The sequence below is a fragment of the Propionibacterium freudenreichii subsp. freudenreichii genome, from assembly GCF_000940845.1.
GTDB lineage: Bacteria > Actinomycetota > Actinomycetes > Propionibacteriales > Propionibacteriaceae > Propionibacterium > Propionibacterium freudenreichii.
The window spans coordinates 1,856,491-1,874,102 of the sequence record NZ_CP010341.1 but is presented as its reverse complement, the minus strand read 5'-3'; the positions used below and the strand labels follow the sequence as shown (position 1 = coordinate 1,874,102).

Genomic DNA, 17,612 nt, shown 5'->3' with positions numbered 1-17,612 from the left:
TCCACGCCTGTGGATGGCCGGCGCCGGGTGCAGCGGCCGGTCTCTCATATCTCGCCTGTCAGACGATGCGGATAGTCTCACGGCTGTGACTACCAGCGACGAAGGCCTGCTGATCCTGGCCGGAACACCCATCGGCGGGTCGAACCAGGCGTCCGACCAGCTGCGCGAGACCCTGCGCGACGCCGATGTGATCGCCGCCGAGGACACCCGGCTGTTCCGCACGCTGTTGGCCCGCATAGACGTCACCACCCGGGCCCACATCGTCAGCTATTTCGAGGGGAATGAGTCCGAACGCACGCCCGGGCTGCTCGACGACCTGCAGGCCGGAAAGACCGTGGTCGTGGCCACCGATGCCGGTATGCCCTCCATCTCCGACCCCGGCTTCCGCCTGGTGAATGCCGCCATCAAGGCCGGCATCCGGGTGACGGCGGTGCCGGGCCCCAGCGCGGTCACCACGGCCCTGGCCGTGTCCGGGCTTCCCAGCGACCGCTTCTGCTTCGAGGGCTTCCTGCCCCGCTCGGGCGGGCCGCGTCGTCACCGGCTCGCCGAGCTGGCCACCGAACCGCGCACCATGGTGTTGTTCGAGGCGCCCCACCGGCTGGCCGATTTCCTGTCCGATGCCGCCGAGGCACTGGGCCATGAACGGGCCGCAGTGCTGTGCCGCGAACTCACCAAGCCGTGGGAGGACGTCGTGCGGGGCACCCTCGATGAGTTGCACTCCTGGGCCGTGGAGCATGCCCGGGGGGAGACGACGATCGTGATCGCCGGCCACACGGTGAGCGCCGAGCAGGGACTGGCACAGGCCTTGGTGCAGGTGAACGCGCGCGTGGCCGCCGGCGAGCGCCTCAGCGGGGCGGTGGCCGAGGTGGCCGAGCAGACGGGGGTGCGGCGCAAGCTGCTCTACCAGGCCGCGCTCGACGAGAAGGCACACAACGCCACCGGCCGCGCGAACCAGCGCCCATAGCGCCGGGGGACGACGTGAGGCAGCCGCCACGCCACTTTCCGGTGGAACATTTCGGGAATCCGCAGGAATTCAGGCTTTCCGGGAAGTCGCCGGATCAAGCCGGCTGACCAAGAAACACGTTGACCGAAAAGCAAGCTGACCAAGAAACACGTTGACAAAGAGAACAAGTTGACCACGAGAAATGGGACCGTGCACACCAGCAATATGGACATCACCACACGCGAGGGGATAATGGCCGACGTGAAGCGAGCCGAGATCGAATCCCAGCTGTCAAAGGCCAAGCTGCCTGCCCTTCCCGAGCCACTGCCCGCACTGGTCACCGATAACCACACCCATGCCGACGCGACCGTCGAGTTCTCCGGGCTCGACCCCGAGCTCAACCTGTCGGCCGCAGCGGTCGTCGGCGTGCACCGCATCGTCGAGGTGGGCTGCGACCAGCCCAGCAGCGAGTGGGCGGTGGACTTCGCGGCCACCCACGAACAGGTGGTGGCCGCCGTGGCGCTGCATCCCAACGACGGAGCCCGCATGGTGGCCCGTCAGGGCCCCGAAGCGGTCAACGACGTGATGCGGCGCATCGAGCAGCTCGCCACCGCCCATGAGCGGGTCCGTGCCGTGGGCGAGACCGGCTTGGACTATTTCCGCATCCAGGACCCTGCCGGCCAGGCCTTCCAGCGGGAGCTCTTCGCCCGCCACATCGAGATTGCCCAGCGCACCGGTCGTGCCCTGGTGATCCATGATCGCGACGCCCATGCCGACGTCGCCGCGGTACTCGACGAATACGGGTGGCCGCCGCGCACGATCCTGCACTGCTTCAGCGGCGATGCCGAGTTCGCCGCCACCTGCCTGGAACACGATGCCTGGCTGAGTTTCGCCGGATCGGTGACCTTCAAGGCCAATGGTGCCGTGCGCGACGCACTGCGCAGCACCCCGGCCGACAAGGTGCTGGTGGAAACCGATGCGCCCTATCTCACCCCGGTGCCGATGCGGGGACGCCCCAATGCTCCCTATCTCGTGCCGCACACGGTGCGTTTCCTGGCCGCGGCACGTGGCATCGAGACCAGTGACGAGCAGGCCTTGGCCGCATGGTGCCGCCAGCTCGACGCCAACACCTCGCGTGCCTACGGCAGCAACCCGCAGGCCATCGTGACCGGAACCTGGTGAGCGGCGTGGCCGAATTCCTCGATCCCACCAGCGTGCGGCGGCACGCCAACGCCATCAACCTTCGCCCCACCAAGACGCTCGGCCAGAACTTCGTCGTGGACGCCAATACGGTGCGCCGCATCGTGTCGCTGGCCGACGTAGGACCCGAGGATGAGGTGTTGGAGGTGGGGCCGGGCCTCGGATCACTGACCCTCGGACTGTTAGCCTCCGCTGCCGGCGTCACCGCCGTCGAGATCGATCCGGTGCTGGCGGCCCAACTGCCGCTCACCGTGGCCGAACATCAACCCGATCGGGCCGGGCGCCTGCGGGTGGTCACCGACGATGCGCTGCGCGTCGAGTCGTTGCCCGGGCCCGCGCCGACCCGCCTGGTGGCCAACCTGCCCTACAACGTCGCCGTGCCGGTGCTGCTGCACATGCTCGAACGCTTCGCGTCCTGGCGGGCGGGACTGATCATGGTGCAACTCGAGGTGGCCGATCGCCTCGTGGCCGCTCCGGGCAGTCGCACCTACGGCGTGCCCAGCGCCAAGCTCGCCTGGTACGCCGAGGCGCACAAGGCCGGAACGGTGCCGCCCAGCGTCTTCTGGCCGGTGCCGAACGTGGAGTCGGGCCTGGTGGCGATCCAACGCCGCGAGCCGCCGGCCACCAGCGCCTCCCGGGAGCAGGTGTTCGCCGTGATCGACGCTGCCTTCGCCCAGCGCCGCAAGATGCTGCGCTCCGCATTGGCGCGCATCGTGGGAAGTTCGGCGGCGGCCTCCGCCGCGATCGAGGCGGCCGGCATCGACCCGACGGTGCGCGGTGAGGCGTTGGACATCGCCGCCTTCGCCGCGATCGCCGAGCAGCTGCCGCACGCCACACCGAGCCGCTGATCGCGCCGACCGTGCCGGCAGGGCGCGCGGGAGGATCCCGGCAGCCCCGGGTGCAGTTCCGGGATACGTTGAGGGTGTGAGCGAGACCGAATTCCCCGCCAGTGGCGCCCGTGGCCTGGGCGCCGTGGACCTGCGTGTGCGGGTGCGTGTTCCGGCCAAGGTGAACCTCGCACTGCGCGTCGCCGCCCGCGGTGACGACGGCTACCACCAACTCGCCACCGTCTTCCAGGCCGTGGCCCTGTTCGACGAGCTCACGGCCGAACGCCGCCGCGACGATGCCATCACCGTGACCACGCGCGGCCTGCACGCCCACCGCGTCGACGATGATCCGACGAACCTTGCGGTGCGGGCAGCCGTGGCCCTGCGCCACCACTTCGGCACCGCCGACCTGGGCGTCCACCTGTCGATCGACAAGTCGATCCCGGTGGCCGGTGGAATGGCCGGCGGCTCGGCGGATGCCGCGGCGTCCCTGCTTGCCTGCTCGGTGTTGTGGGACCTGGACACCACTCCCGACGACCTGGTGCAACTGGCCGCCGATATCGGCTCCGACGTGCCGTTCGAGCTGGTGGGCGGCACGGCATTGGGCCGTGGGCGTGGCGGCGATGTGATGCCGGCGCTGGCGCGGGGCAACTATCACTGGGTGCTTGCGCTGAGCGATCGGGGCCTGTCCACCCCCAGCGTCTATGCCTGCTTCGACGAGCAGGTGGATGCCGGCAAGGTGGTGCCCTTGCGGCCGGACGACCCGGACGCCTGCACCGCCCTGCTCGACGCGCTGGCCAGTGGGGACGCCGCCCGCGTCGCGCCGCTGCTCGGCAATGACCTCCAGGAGGCGGCCTGTCAGCTGCGTCCCGAGCTCCGCGAGGTGCTCGCGGCGGGCACCGCAGCCGGTGCACTGGCCGGGATCGTGTCGGGGTCGGGCCCCACCTGCGCCTTCCTGTGCGCCTCCCAGCCCGATGCCTATCTGGTGCAGACCGTGTTGCGCAGCCTGGAGCAGGTCGACGAGACCCTGTGCGTCACCAGTCCCGCACCCGGGGCCCAACTGGTGGTCAGCTGAGCGGGCGCTGCCGGCCCAGTCCTGCCCGTGCCCGTCAGTCCTGCCCGTCGGCCCGGTCGACGGGACCTGAATCGTCCTCGGACGACGCGTGGGACGACTTCGCGGCCCGCTTGCGGGCGGCCGCAGTGGCGCCCTTGCTGGCCGTGCGGGCCGGACGCAGCTTGTTGGTGTGGCGCCGCTTGCCCGGCACCGCACCGCGGTCGGTGATCAGGGTGGGCTTGTGCTCGATGCTGGCCAGCCCGTTCCATGCCAGGTTCACCAGCTCCGCCGCGACGCGTCGCTTGTCGGGCTTGCGGGTGTCCAGCCAGGCCAGCCCGGCCGACGCCACGAGTCCCACCAGCGCCTGGCTGTAGACGCCGGCGATGGTGGCGTCGTAGCCCCGCCGGATGAGCGGGGGAGCCAGCAGGTCCTCCACGCGGGTGGCGATGTCATTAAGGATCGACGCGAATGATCCCGAGGCGCTGCCCACCGGGGAATCGCGGGAGATGATGCGGAAGCCGTCGGGTGAGGCGTCGATGTAGTCGAGCAGCGCCAGCGTGCCGCGCTCGATCACCTCGCGGTAGCTGGTGGCGGGCACGGCGATGGCCGCCATGATCGCATTGTCGAGGGTGGTCACCTCGCGGTCGACCACGACGGCGTAGATGCCCTCCTTGCCGCCGAAGTGCTCATAGACAACGGGCTTCGACACCTGTGCGCGGGCTGCGACCTCCTCGACGCTGGTGCCGTCGAAGCCCCGCTCGGCGAACAGTGACCGGGCCACCACGATGAGTTGCTCACGGCGCTCGGCGCTGGTCATGCGGGTGCGTCCGCGTCGTGTGGCTCGTGCTGGGGTTTGGCTGCTCACGGCGTCATTGTCCCACGCCGACAACGGGCCACCGCGGCCGGCGGCTCCCGTCACCCGGCCCGCGACGAACGGCTGCGCAGTGGTGTGGGTTGGCCTAGCGGCGCTGCCAGGCGGCCGGACGCAGGTCGTCGGTCACATGGTCGGCCACGCCCAGGGCGATCGAGAAGATCGCCATCCGGATGAGCAGGCCGTTGTCGGTCTGCCGGAAGATGGCCAGGCCCGGGAAGTCGTCGACATCGGGGGACAGGTCAAAGGAGTTGTGGCGCGAGTCGCGCGGCAGGGGATGCATGATGATGGCGTCCGGTCGCCCGTACTGGGTGAGGATCGCCATGTTGAGCAGGTCGCCCTTCAGGTGCACCGACTCCTCGTCCTGCTCCGAGAGGCGTTCCTTCTGCACGCGGGTGCAGTAGATCACGTCGGCCGGGCCGATCGCCTCGCCCACCGAGTCGCATTCCACGATGCGGTTCCCGCTGGCGGACACCACCTCGAAGAACTCTGCGGGCAGCGCCAGGGCCGGCGGCCCGAAGACGCGGAAGGTCACCTTGGAGTACAGGCCCAGGATGCGCAGCAGCGAGTGGACGGTGCGTCCGTAGCGAAGGTCGCCGAGCACGGCGATGGTCGCCCCGTCGATGGACTTGCCGCGTGCCTCGAGCTCCTGGCGCATCGTGAACAGGTCGAGCAGGGACTGGCTGGGGTGCTCACCCGAGCCGTCGCCGGCGTTGATCACCGGCACCACGGAGGCGTCGGCGAATTCGGCCACCGACCCGGTGTCGGGATGGCGCACGACCAGGGCGTCGGAATACCCCGAGACCACACGCGCCGTGTCGTGGATCGACTCGCCCTTGGCCATCGAGCTGAACGTGAATCCGGTGGTGGAGACCACCGCGCCGCCCAGGCGCTGGAAGGCCGACTCGAAACTGAGCCGGGTGCGCGTGCTGGGTTCGAAGAACAGGCTGCCGAGCATCGCTCCCTCCAGGATGCGGCACACCTGCGTGCCCTGGCCCACCGGTCGCAACGATTCGGCCAGGCCGAACAGGCTGGTCAACGCGGCACGATCAAGCTGGGACACGCTCAGCAGATGTTGGCCGGGACCAAAGGGGGGAAGTGAAGAAACGGGAACTGTCGCATCATCCGAGCTCACGGTGTGCAGCCTAGAGGATCGTCGTGGTGTCGCGGGCACCGGTCCACGACTTCGGTTCGCCATGCCCGGTCGCCCCGGCGGGCCGATTCCACCGTGACACACCGATTGTCCCGGGCCGGCGCTCGGGCTCTACACTTGGGACCGGTCGCCGTGGCGATCGTTCCCTGGTTGGTCTGCCGGCAGGGCCCGCCTGACTTTGAATCAGGACTAGCGACGCAGGTTCGACTCCTGCCCAGGGAGCTGGCTCGTGAAGGGTCGGTGGCAAGCAGTCACCGGCACGTGGCCGCGGGCACGCGGCGACGAGCAGCTGGTGTGGAAGCAAGCAGTACTGGGCAACAAGCAATACTGAACAAGTGGTACCGAAGTTGTGTGGCAAGCAGCGTCTTGGCAACAGATGCCAGGTGCGCTCGGACAGGAGGAATCGCGATGAGCACCCATTCCGAACGGACCGCCCCGCAACGCTCGAGTGACGCCACCGCCGTGCCGCGTGTCGCGGCCGTGATCGTGCTGGCCGCCGGCGAGGGCACGCGCATGAAGTCGCGCACCTCGAAGATCCTCCACGAGGTTGCCGGCGAGTCGATGATCAGCAGCGCGCTGCGGGCAGCCGCGGCCCTGGAACCCCAACGCCTGGTGGTGGTGGTGGGTCACCAGCGCGCCCAGGTCGAGGAGCACCTGGCCGAGGTCGCCCCCGAGGCAACCATCGCCGTGCAGGAACAGCAGAACGGCACCGGTGATGCGGTGCGCGTCGGGCTGGATGCACTGCCCGCCGACCTGAGCGGTGACGTGGTGGTCACCTACGGCGACGTCCCCATGCTGTCGGGTGCCACGCTGCAGGCGCTGGTCGACACCCACAACACCCAGCACAATGCCGCCACCGTGCTCACCGCCAACGTCGACGATCCCACCGGCTACGGCCGGGTGGTGCGCGAGAACCATCAGGTGCTGCGCATCGTCGAGCACAAGGACGCCGACCCCGACGAACTGTTCATCACCGAGATCAACTCGGGGATCTATGTCTTCGACGCCGACCTGCTGCGTCGCGGCCTGGCCAGCCTGCGCACCAACAACTCGCAGGGCGAGCTCTATCTCACCGACGTGATCGAGTACGCCAACCGCCATCACCATGCCGTGGGCGCCTACCAGACCGAGGACACCTGGCAGACCGAGGGCGTCAACGATCGCGTGCAGTTGGCGCGGATGAACGCCGAGGTGAATCGGCGCATCTGTGAGCACTGGATGTTGCAGGGCGTCACCATCGCCGATCCCGCCACCACCTGGATCCAGCGCGACGTCACCCTGGAGCAGGACGTCACCCTGCTGCCGGGCACGCAGTTGTTGGGGGCCACCTCCATTGCTGCCGGCGCCACGATCGGCCCCGACACCACCCTGAAGGACGTCGAGGTCGGTGAGGACGCGCAGGTGATCCGCACCCACGGTGAGCTGGCCGTGATCGGTCCCAGGACCAATGTGGGCCCGTGGGCGAGGTTGCGTCCCGGCACGGAGCTGGCGATGGGCGGCAAGATCGGCACCTTCGTGGAGACGAAGAACGCCAAGATCGGCGAGAACTCCAAGGTGCCCCACCTGACCTATTGCGGTGACGCGATCATCGGCGAGGACGTCAACGTGGGCGCCGGCACCGTGTTCGCCAACTACGACGGCAAGCACAAGTCGACCACCCACCTGGGCGACGACGTGTTCATCGGGTCGAACTCGGTGCTCGTGGCGCCGGTCGACGTGGCCGACGGCGCCTTCGTGGCCGCCGGCTCGGCGATCATCGACGACGTGCCCGCCGGGGCGTTGGCCGTGGCCCGTGGTCGTGAACATGTCTCCGACAGCTGGGTGGCCGCCCGTCATCCGGGGAGCAAGGCGGACGAGGCAGCCCGCAACTCCACCGGGGACATCCATCCGGCCGTGCAGGCAAGCAGGCAGGCGCTTGCCGCTGACGCCGCCAAGAACTCATCCCAGGACAACTGAAGCCCCCCAGGGGATAAGAGGAGAGAAACGGGAATGACCGGCGTCAAGCGCAACAGCAAACAGCATCTGATGCTGTTCTCGGGCAGGGCCTATCCGGAGTTGGCCCAGCGCGTGTCCGACCTGATGGATGTTGAGCTGGTGCCCAGCCGCCTCATCACCTATGCGAACTCCGAAATCTACGTGCGCTTCGAGGAATCGGTGCGTGGCTGCGATGCCTTCGTGATCCAGAGCCATCCGGCACCGGTCAACGAGTGGCTCATGGAGCAGCTGATCATGGTCGATGCCCTGAAGCGGGCGTCGGCCAAGCGCATCACCGTGGTGGCACCGTGCTTCCCCTATGCCCGTCAGGACAAGAAGCACCTGGGCCGCGAGCCCATCTCGGCCCGCCTGGTCTCCGACCTGTTCCGCACGGCCGGCGCCGACCGCATCATGTCGGTTGACCTGCATGCCGCGCAGATCCAGGGCTTCTTCAACGGCCCGCTCGACCACCTGTCCGGCCTGCCCGTGCTGGCCGACTATGTCGAGAAGAAGTACGGCGGCGACGACATGGTGGTGGTGAGCCCCGATGCCGGCCGCGTGCGCCTGGCGGACAACTGGAGCGACCGCCTCACGGTGCCGCTGGCCATCATCCACAAGCGCCACGACCCCACCAAGGCCAACCAAGTGAAGGTCCATGAGGTGGTGGGCGACGTCGAGGGACGCACCTGCCTGCTCGTCGACGACATGATCGACACCGGCGGCACCATCTGTCAGGCCGCCAATGCGCTGCTCGACCGCGGGGCCGCGAAGGTGATTGCCTGCGCCACCCACCCCATCCTGTCGGGTCCGGCGCAGGAGCGTCTCAACGAGACGCCGTTCGAGGAGATCATCTTCACCAGCACCCTGCCGATTCCCGAAGGCATCGACATCCCCAAGATGACCGTGCTGTCCATCGCCCCGCTGCTGGCCCGCGCCATCCGCGAGGTCTTCGAGGACGGCTCGGTGACGAGCCTGTTCACGAACAAGTCACACAGCGGCCCGCAGGGCTGAGCCTCCCGTCCCGGGTCCCCACGACCCTGGTTTCCCCCGTTCTGCGTTTCACGGTGGGGCCGTGACATTGACCCCCGGCCAGCACATGGTCGGGGGTCAATGCGTGCCGGGGTCAATGCGTCCCGGGCCCGGTGGTGGCCCCACCTGATGCGGCGACGGTTCCGCCGATGACGGGGATCGGTCGCCGTTCGGCTATAGTTGCCCCTGCCGCTTGGCGAGGGTCCGCAGTGTTGTGGGCCGTGATCGACTGGTGCGCCGCGGGTGAATGCTCCGCAGATGCGCGTCGAGCATGGTTCACCCTCAGGTTCCCTGACACGTCACGGTGTTGATGCGTGGGGATGCCTCCTCACGGCACATGTTGATCATGAGGAGAACCGATGGCTGAGATCGAGCTGAACGCCGAACCGCGCAACGAGTTCGGCAAGGGTGCGGCCCGCCGCATCCGCCGCGAGGACAAGATTCCCGCCGTGCTCTACGGGCACGGCACCGACCCGGTGCACCTGACGCTGCCGGGCCACCAGACCCTGCTGGCGCTGCGCACCGCCAACGCCCTGTTGAACATCCACGTTGAGGGCGACGAGGACCTGCTGGCACTGCCCAAGCAGGTGCAGCGCGATCCCATCAAGGGCTTCATCAAGCATGTCGACCTGCTGCGCGTGCGTCGCGGCGAGAAGGTCACCGTTGAGGTGCCGCTGGAATTCGTGGGTGTTGCCTCCCCCGAGGCGATCATCAACGAGGAGCGCACCCAGCTGGCCATCCAGGCCGAGATCACCGCGATCCCGAACCGCATCGAGGCCTCGATCGATGGCATGGAGGTTGGCGACCAGCTGCTGGCCGGCCAGATCACCCTGCCTGCGGGCGCGGAGCTCGAGGACGATCCCGAGACGCTGATCCTGTCGGCCGTCGCCCAGATCTCCGAGGAGGCCCTTGAGGCCGAGCTCGGTGAGACCGAGGCCGAGGAGCCCGAGGTTCCCGTCGCCGGCGAAGAGGGTGCCGAGGGCGCAGAGGCTGCCGAGGGCGCCGACTCCGAGAGCTGAGCGCACCACACCAGCTGACACGATGGGGCGGGATCACACGGCGTGGTCCCGCCCCGTCTGCCTGCTCGGGCGGCGCCCACTCGTGGCGCACCGGGGTACGTGATCGCAGGACCAGCCGGAACAAGGCCATTCAGAACAAGGCCATTCTGAACAAGAGTGGGCGACGACAAGAACATCTGCAAGAACATCTGACAACAGGGGGCAATGATGAGCTGGTTGGTGGTGGGTCTGGGCAATCCCGGGCCGCAATATGCCAATACCCGGCACAACATCGGCTTTCTGACCGTCGACGAACTGGCCAGGCGGGCGGGGGAGCGCTTCAGTGCCTCGCGGGGCATGCACGCCGAAACCGCCTCCACCAGGATCGGACCCCAGGGGATCGGCGGGCCCGCCCCCGAGAAGTTGGTGCTGGCCAAGCCGCGCACCTTCATGAATGAGTCGGGCCGCGCCGTGCGCAAGCTGTCCGACTTCCTGGACATCGAGCCCGACCACATCATCGTGGTGCATGACGAACTCGACCTGGACCCCGGTCGCCTGCGCATCAAGCTGGGCGGCGGCGACAACGGGCACAACGGACTCAAGTCGATCCGGGCCCACCTGGGCACCGGCGACTTCTACCGCGTGCGCCTGGGTATCGGCCGTCCGCAGGGCCACCGGGCCGGTGCCGACTACGTGCTGGGGCGCTTCAGCAAGGCCGAACGCGAGGAACTGGCGATCGAGGTGGACGACGGCGCGGAAGCCGTCATCTCCTTGATCAACGCCGGGCTGGGTCCCACCCAGAACCGGTTCAACAACTGATCCGAGGCGCCCGGGACGCCCGCAGCGTTGTTTGGTATCTGCCCGCTCGCTGTGCTCTGCTGGCCCCATGGCACATGACGGGGCAATCGATGGAATCCACGACCGGCTGCGCATCGCCCTCAAGGACGCGATGCGGGCCAGGAACCGCACCCGGATGTCCACCCTGCGTGCCGCCCTGTCGGTGCTCGACAACGCCACCGCCGTGGGTGTCGACGTGATGCCGGCCGCCGGCGCGATTGAGGCGTCCGCCACCGGCCTGGGTGCCGCGGAGGCCGGTCGGCGCGTGCTGAGCGAGCCCGAACAACAGGAACTCATCCTGCGCGAGGCCGATGAACTCGCCGTCTCTGCGGCCATGTTCACCGATGCCGAGCAGGCCGCCGCCCAGCGGGCCGAGGCCGACGCCCTGCGCGGATTGGTCGAACAGGTCGACTGAGGACCGGACGGCCGCCGAGCGGCGACGCCCGTCGACCGGGCAGGGGCGTTTACCGCCCCCGGGTACGCTTGACCGGTGATGCTGCAGGGTCTGATCGATACCGTTTGTAACGACCCGGCTATTGCCGATGCGATTGAGCAGGCGCGCGCAGGTGTGCCGGCTCTCGACATCGCAGGACCACCCGCCACCAGGGCTTTCATCACCTCGGGGTTGGTGCGTCGTGCCGGACGTCCATTGCTCGTGGTCACCTCCACGTTCCGCGAGGCGGAGTCCCTCGTGGACGAGCTGAGCTCGCTGCTCGGCGACGAGGAGGTTGCCTACTACCCGGCCTGGGAGACGCTTCCCCACGAGCGGCTGAGCCCCAATTCGGACACCGTGGGCCACCGCCTCGAGGTGCTGCGTCGCATTGCCGGCAAGGACGACCTGCCTGCGCCCTCGGTCGTGGTGGCTCCGATCCGTTCGGTGCTGCAACCCCAGGTGCGCGGCCTGGCCGACCTTCCGGTGGTGAAGCTGCGCACCGCCGAGGACTATGACCCCTCCCGGCTCGAGGCCGACCTGGTGGCCGCCGCCTACTCGCGGGTCGACCTGGTCGAGCGCCGCGGCGAATTCGCGGTGCGCGGTGGCATCGTCGACATCTTCGCCCCCACCTACAGCCATCCGGTGCGCGTCGACTTCTTCGGCGACACCATCGAGGACCTGCGCTTCTTCACCGTCGGCGACCAGCGCTCCACCGACGAGACCGTCGACGAATTCGTTGCCGCCCCTTGTCGTGAGCTGCTCATCACTCCCGAGGTGCAACAGCGCGCGGCCGCCCTCGTCGACGCCCACCCCGAACTGTCCGAGATGCTGGAGAAGATCTCGCAGGGCCAGTCGGTGGAGGGCATGGAGGCCCTCATCCCGGCGCTTGCCGACGGCGTGGAGCTGCTCGTCGACGTGATGGCCCCCGAAACCCTCACCCTGGTCTGCGACCCGGAGCTGGTGCGCACCCGCGCCGCCGACCTGGTGCGCACCAGCCAGGAGTTCCTGCACGCCTCGTGGGCGGCTGCTGCCGCGGGCGGCAAGGCCCCCATCGACCTGGCCGCGTCGTCGTACCAGGAGCTGGCCGATGTGCGCCAGCACAGCCTCGACATCGGCCAGGGCTGGTGGAGCCTGTCGGCCTTCGCCGCGGCACCCGACAGTGCCCCGCAGGGCGAGGACCCCACCGGAGAATCCGCATCCGCGGGCGAATCCGTCTCGGCCGCCGACGCGGCGTTCGCCGGGGGGATCCCCGAGATGATCCTCGACATGGAGCCGCTGCCCGGCTGGCGCGGCGACGCCGAGAAGGCCATCGCCACCATGACCGATGATCTGGCCCGCGGTTGGCGCGTGGTGTCCAGCGTCGAGGGCAAGGGACTGGCCAACCGCATGGCCGAGATGCTGCGCGACCATGACACGCCCGCCCGCGTGCTCGACGAACTGCCCGATGAGCCCGAGCCCCATGTGGTGTCCATCATCCTGTCGGGACTGCGCCACGGCTTCCGCGCCCCCGACCTCAAGCTCACCCTGGTGGCCGCCGGCGACATCACCAACCAGCCCAACGCAGACCGCTCGTCGCGCAAGATGCCCACCAAGCGCCGCAACCAGGTGGTGCCCCTGGAGCTGAAGCCCGGCGACCCCCTGGTGCACGAGCAGCACGGTGTCGGACGCTTCGTGGAGATGACCCAGCGCACGGTGGCAGGGGCCACCCGTGAGTACATGGTGATCGAATATGCGGCGTCCAAGCGCGGGCAGCCCGGCGATCGCCTCTATGTGCCGATGGACCAGCTCGACCAGGTGACCCGCTACGTGGGTGGTGAGGCACCGGCGCTCGACAAGATGGGCGGCGCCGAGTGGAAGCACCGCAAGAGCCGCGCCCGCAAGGCCGTACGCCAGGTGGCTGCCGGCCTGATCAAGCTGTACGCGGCCCGCCAGGCCTCGCGCGGACATGCCTTCAGCCCCGACACCCCCTGGCAACACGAGATGGAGGACGCCTTCCGCTACGAGGAGACCCCCGACCAGCTCGCCTGCATCACCGACGTGAAGCACGACATGGAGCAGATCGTGCCGATGGACCGGTTGATCTGTGGTGACGTCGGCTACGGCAAGACCGAGATCGCCGTGCGTGCCGCCTTCAAGGCCGTGCAGGACGGCAAGCAGGTGGCCGTGCTGGTGCCCACCACGCTGCTGGTGCAGCAGCACTACCAGACCTTCGCCGAGCGCTACTCGGGCTTTCCCGTGACGGTGGCCCAGCTGAGCCGCTTCCAGACCGAGAAGGAGGTGGCCACCACCCTGGAGGAGATGGCGCAGGGCAAGGTCGACGTGGTGATCGGCACCCATCGGCTGTTGTCGTCCAAGGTGCACTACAAGGACCTCGGCCTGGTGATCATCGACGAGGAACAGCGTTTCGGTGTGGAGCACAAGGAGGCGCTGAAGAAGCTGCGCGTCAACGTCGATGTGCTCTCGATGAGTGCCACCCCCATCCCGCGCACCCTGGAGATGGCGGTGACCGGTATCCGCGAGATGAGCACCATCACCACGCCACCGGAGGAACGTCACCCCGTGCTCACCTTCGCCGGCCCCTATGACGAGGGCCAGGTGCTGGCCGCGATCCGTCGCGAGATGGCACGTGAGGGCCAGGTGTTCCTGGTGCACAACCGGGTGGCCAGCATCGATCGGGTGGCCGCCCGCATCCGCGAGATGGTGCCGGAGGCCCGCGTGGTCACCGCCCATGGGCAGATGAGCGAGAAGACCCTGGAGAAGGTGATGGTCGACTTCTGGGAGCGGCGCGCCGACGTGCTGGTGTGCACCACCATCGTCGAGGCCGGCCTGGACATCCCCACCGCCAACACCCTGATCGTGGATCGTGCCGACCACATGGGCCTGTCGCAGATGCACCAGCTGCGCGGCCGGGTGGGACGCAGCCGCGAGCGCGGTTACGCATACTTCCTGTACCCCGGTGACCGCACGCTCACCACCACGGCGCATGACCGGCTCGCCGCGCTGGCCGCCAACAACGAGTTGGGCGCCGGCATGGCGATTGCCATGAAGGACCTGGAGATCCGTGGCGCCGGCAACCTGCTGGGCGATGAGCAGTCCGGCCACATCGCCGACGTCGGCTTCGACCTCTACCTGCGCCTGGTGGGGGAGGCCGTCGCCGAGTTCAAGGGCGATGGCCCGGGCGAGGAGGAGAAGCCGATGCGCATCGAGCTGCCCGTCAACGCCCACCTGCCCGAGGACTATGTGGAATCGGAGCGGTTGCGCCTGGAGATGTACAAGCGCATCGCCGAGGTCACCAGCACCGACGACATCGAGGCGCTGCGCGGCGAGCTGCAGGACCGCTACGGCCCCGTGCCCGAGCAGGCCGAATCGTTGCTGACGGTGGCGGCCTTCAGGCTGCTGTGCCGTCAGGCAGGACTCACCGAGGTGATGAGCCAGGGCCGATCCATCAGGTTTGCGCCGATTGCCGGACGCCGGGCCCCCGACGGCACCGAACTGTCGCTGCCCGACTCGCGCCGGGTGCGCCTCGACCGGCTCTACCCGGGCACCCTGGTGAAGAACGCCGCCAACCTGGCCCTGGTGCCCGCACCGCGCACCGCCAAGGTCGGTGGCCAGCCCATCATCGGCGACGAGTTGATCGCCTGGGCCTCCGGGTTCGTGCGCGACATCCTGCTGCCCGATGCCCCCAGGCGGCAGGGCACCGCCGGCAACACTGCAGGTGACACGGTGGGGGCAACCGCCGGTGCCGCCGCGGGCTAGGTGTACTTCCCCGGGAGGTTGTGAACGGGTGAGGTAGCGAAGACCTCCGGGCAGGATGTGGGTTACCACACTCACTCTCCTGACCACGGAGGTCTTCGTGACTCACGCTAACGCACCCTTGACACCGGAAGGGCGTCGTCGTCTTGCTGTTCTCGTCGTGGAACAGGGCTGGTCGTTGCGGCGGGCGGCGGAACGGTTCCAGTGCTCGCCCGCGACGGTGAAGCGGTGGGCCGACAGGTACCGGGCAGGGCTGCCGTTGATCGACCGTAGTTCGAGGCCCACCTCGTCACCGAACCGGCTTTCGCGTAAGACGGAGCATCGGATCGTCGCGTTGCGGTTCACTCGCCGGTGGGGTCCGCACCGGATCGCGTATCACCTGCGGTTGCACCGTTCCACGGTCGGTCGGGTGCTCGCCCGATACAAGATGCCGAAGCTGATCAACATCGACCAGGCCACCGGGCTGCCGGTTCGCCGCCCGAAGCCGACACGGTACGAGGTCGCCGCGCCGGGCCAGCTCGTGCACGTAGATATCAAGAAACAAGGCCGGATCCCCGACGGCGGCGGGTGGCGTGCCCACGGTCGCGGATCCATGCAGGACCGTCACGCGGGAGTGGCCCGCGACAAGGCAGCCCGTGCCGGGGCAGCCGGCTCTCGCGGCTACCGGTATCTGCACCACGCCGTGGACGACCACTCCCGGATCGCGTACTCAGAGATCCTTGACGACGAGCGCAAAGAGACCGCAGCGGGGTTCTGGACCCGCGCGAACGCGTTCTTCGCAGGCCTGGGCGTCACAGTCACCGCGGTGATGACCGACAACGGTTCCTGCTACCGGTCAGGCGCCTTCGCTGACGCGCTCGGCGACGAGGTGAAGCACAAGTGGACCCGGCCATACCGGCCGCAGACCAACGGCAAGGTCGAGCGGTTCAACCGAACCCTCGCCGTCGAGTGGGCCTACGCGAAGCCCTACGCCAGCGAAGCCGAGCGCGCCGCAGCCTACGAGACCTGGCTCCATCACTACAATCACCACAGACCCCACACCGGGATCGGCGGCCAGACTCCCTCAGCCCGCGTTCACAACGTCACGGGGAAGTACAGCTAGGCCCCCGGCTGCACTAAGCTCATCGCCAGATGCGCTGCCCGGCTCTCGCGCCGTCCAGCCCCGCGGTGGCGCACGCCTGTGCGGTCTCGCGGCCGCTCCGTCCCGTCGAAGGAGTTACTCGATGTCCAGGCGTTCGCTGCTCGTCAGGATTGGTGTGCCCGCCGCGGCGCTTGCCATGTTCGCCGGCTGCTCACCCAGCCCCGCAACGGCCATCGAGCTGGACGGTGCCCGGGTCAGCGAGTCGACCATCACCCGTTACGCCGACGGTTGCTCGAAGATGCTGGACGCCGGGGGCGGCGCCGGCCAGTACACGCCCGGGGACATCCGCCGCGTGGTGGTCTCCTATGTGGGCGAGGGCATGATCGCCGATCAGCTGGCGCGCGAGTACGGCGTGACGCTGTCGGATTCCGACATGGACCAGGCCAAGCAGGCCCTGGGCAATGCGCGGGGCCTGTTGGCCGACAATGACTGCGCCCAGGCGGTTGACGGACAGCTGCGCCTGACGGCCCTGGTGCTGTCGGCCAAGGGCAAGAACGTGCAGAAGGACGCCGCCTCGCTGGCCCCCGTGGTGAACCCGCGCTACGGCGCGTGGAGCCCCACCGACTTTGCCGTGGCCGGTACCGGATCACTGTCGAAGCTGAGCACCGACCGCTGATGAACCAGCGCCCCGACGATGTGGGCTCGTTGCCCGCGGCGGCCCAACGGGCCGGCGAGGAATTCGCCCGGCTCGTGGCAGTGAACCAGACGCTGCGCATCGAATGCCCCTGGGACGCCAGGCAGACCCATCTCAGCCTGGTGAAGCACCTCATCGAGGAGACGGCCGAGGTGGTGGACGCCATCGAGGTCGGCACGGCCGATGACCAGCGCGAGGAGCTCGGCGACCTGCTGATGCAGGTGGTCTTCCACGCGTCCATCGCCTCTGACGAGGGCGAATACGACATCGCCGAGGTGGTGCGCGGCATCACCGACAAGCTCATTGCCCGCCATCCCTATGTCTATGGCGACGCCGAGGTGCCCGATGACCTCGACGCCAGCTGGGAACGACGCAAGAAGGCCGCCAAGCATCGCGATTCGTCGTTGGACGGCATCGCCGACGCCCTGCCCACGCTGGCGCGGGCGGCCAAGGTGGCCCAGCGGGTGCACGACGTGGGTCCCGACATGGGGCCGGCCCAGGATGAGGACCTTTCGATCAGTGATCGTGAGGCCGGCGAGAAGATTCTCAGCCTCGTGCGCCGGGCCCAACGCGTCGGAGTGGACGCGGACCAGGCCACGCGCGCGGCATTGCGCCGCTGGGAGGCCGAAATCAGGGCCGCCGAACAGTCCTGAGGGGGCATGAAGCCGTCACGGCGGGTGGTTCCCGTCAGGCGCTTTGTGGCGGCGGACCCATTAGGCTGGACAGGGGGCTCAACGCCTTCCCAAAAACACTGAAAGGCAGCAC

General features: G+C 68.6%; 15 protein-coding genes and 1 tRNA gene. 14 read left to right on the top strand and 2 right to left on the bottom strand.

Annotated features, from left to right (window positions below; all coding sequences use genetic code 11):
• The first annotated feature begins 85 nt into the window (after window positions 1-85).
• From rsmI to RM25_RS08165, 4 genes are all read left to right on the top strand, one after another.
• Window positions 86-964 (top strand): 16S rRNA (cytidine(1402)-2'-O)-methyltransferase, encoded by an 879-nt coding sequence (rsmI, locus tag RM25_RS08180; protein WP_036941738.1) that lies wholly within the window; start codon window positions 86-88, stop codon window positions 962-964.
• Window positions 965-1,168: 204 nt separating this feature from the next.
• Window positions 1,169-2,125, top strand: coding sequence for a TatD family hydrolase (locus tag RM25_RS08175; protein WP_230640184.1), 957 nt, complete (start codon window positions 1,169-1,171; stop codon window positions 2,123-2,125).
• Between the two features lie 5 nt (window positions 2,126-2,130).
• Window positions 2,131-2,991, top strand: a complete 861-nt coding sequence (rsmA, locus tag RM25_RS08170) for a 16S rRNA (adenine(1518)-N(6)/adenine(1519)-N(6))-dimethyltransferase RsmA (RefSeq protein ID WP_036941854.1) — start codon at window positions 2,131-2,133, stop codon at window positions 2,989-2,991.
• Between the two features lie 76 nt (window positions 2,992-3,067).
• The gene (locus tag RM25_RS08165; protein ID WP_013161612.1) at window positions 3,068-4,045 is read left to right on the top strand and encodes a 4-(cytidine 5'-diphospho)-2-C-methyl-D-erythritol kinase; all 978 of its coding nucleotides are present in this window, start codon (window positions 3,068-3,070) and stop codon (window positions 4,043-4,045) included.
• Window positions 4,046-4,079: 34 nt separating this feature from the next.
• Here RM25_RS08165 and RM25_RS08160 read toward each other — a convergent pair whose 3' ends face one another.
• Together RM25_RS08160 and pyrB are read right to left on the bottom strand one after the other, a co-directional pair.
• A complete protein-coding gene (locus RM25_RS08160; protein ID WP_044636818.1) occupies window positions 4,080-4,889 on the bottom strand; it encodes a TetR/AcrR family transcriptional regulator in 810 nt (269 codons plus the stop codon).
• 94 nt (window positions 4,890-4,983) lie between these two features.
• Window positions 4,984-6,030 (bottom strand): aspartate carbamoyltransferase, encoded by a 1,047-nt coding sequence (gene pyrB / locus RM25_RS08155; protein ID WP_036941731.1) that lies wholly within the window; start codon window positions 6,028-6,030, stop codon window positions 4,984-4,986.
• A gap of 161 nt (window positions 6,031-6,191) precedes the next feature.
• Between pyrB and RM25_RS12670 the strand changes: the two genes are divergently transcribed.
• The 10 genes from RM25_RS12670 to RM25_RS08110 all read left to right on the top strand — a co-directional run bounded on the left by RM25_RS12670 (window position 6,192) and on the right by RM25_RS08110 (window position 17,500).
• Window positions 6,192-6,270 (top strand) — tRNA-Gln (locus tag RM25_RS12670).
• Between the two features lie 186 nt (window positions 6,271-6,456).
• Window positions 6,457-8,004: a bifunctional UDP-N-acetylglucosamine diphosphorylase/glucosamine-1-phosphate N-acetyltransferase GlmU gene (glmU, locus tag RM25_RS08150; RefSeq protein WP_013161608.1), complete on the top strand. Its 1,548-nt coding sequence runs from the start codon at window positions 6,457-6,459 to the stop codon at window positions 8,002-8,004.
• A gap of 33 nt (window positions 8,005-8,037) precedes the next feature.
• Window positions 8,038-9,033, top strand: coding sequence for a ribose-phosphate diphosphokinase (locus RM25_RS08145; RefSeq protein WP_013161607.1), 996 nt, complete (start codon window positions 8,038-8,040; stop codon window positions 9,031-9,033).
• A 377-nt stretch (window positions 9,034-9,410) separates the two neighbouring features.
• Window positions 9,411-10,070 (top strand): 50S ribosomal protein L25/general stress protein Ctc, encoded by a 660-nt coding sequence (locus tag RM25_RS08140; RefSeq protein ID WP_013161606.1) that lies wholly within the window; start codon window positions 9,411-9,413, stop codon window positions 10,068-10,070.
• 204 nt (window positions 10,071-10,274) lie between these two features.
• Window positions 10,275-10,868, top strand: a complete 594-nt coding sequence (pth, locus tag RM25_RS08135; RefSeq protein ID WP_013161604.1) for an aminoacyl-tRNA hydrolase — start codon at window positions 10,275-10,277, stop codon at window positions 10,866-10,868.
• Window positions 10,869-10,935: 67 nt separating this feature from the next.
• Window positions 10,936-11,301, top strand: a complete 366-nt coding sequence (locus RM25_RS08130; RefSeq protein ID WP_013161603.1) for a GatB/YqeY domain-containing protein — start codon at window positions 10,936-10,938, stop codon at window positions 11,299-11,301.
• A gap of 78 nt (window positions 11,302-11,379) precedes the next feature.
• On the top strand, window positions 11,380-15,075 hold the full coding sequence (gene mfd, locus RM25_RS08125) for a transcription-repair coupling factor (RefSeq protein ID WP_044636293.1): 3,696 nt from the start codon (window positions 11,380-11,382) through the stop codon (window positions 15,073-15,075).
• A 97-nt stretch (window positions 15,076-15,172) separates the two neighbouring features.
• Window positions 15,173-16,174 carry an IS481-like element ISPfr17 family transposase gene (locus tag RM25_RS08120; RefSeq protein ID WP_044636817.1) on the top strand — a complete coding sequence of 334 codons (1,002 nt, stop codon included), beginning with the start codon at window positions 15,173-15,175 and terminating at the stop codon, window positions 16,172-16,174.
• A gap of 121 nt (window positions 16,175-16,295) precedes the next feature.
• Window positions 16,296-16,829: a hypothetical protein gene (locus RM25_RS08115; RefSeq protein WP_013161601.1), complete on the top strand. Its 534-nt coding sequence runs from the start codon at window positions 16,296-16,298 to the stop codon at window positions 16,827-16,829.
• Window positions 16,829-17,500: a nucleoside triphosphate pyrophosphohydrolase gene (locus tag RM25_RS08110; protein ID WP_013161600.1), complete on the top strand. Its 672-nt coding sequence runs from the start codon at window positions 16,829-16,831 to the stop codon at window positions 17,498-17,500. Before RM25_RS08115 ends, RM25_RS08110 begins: the two co-directional genes overlap by 1 nt.
• The last annotated feature ends 112 nt before the right edge of the window (window positions 17,501-17,612 follow it).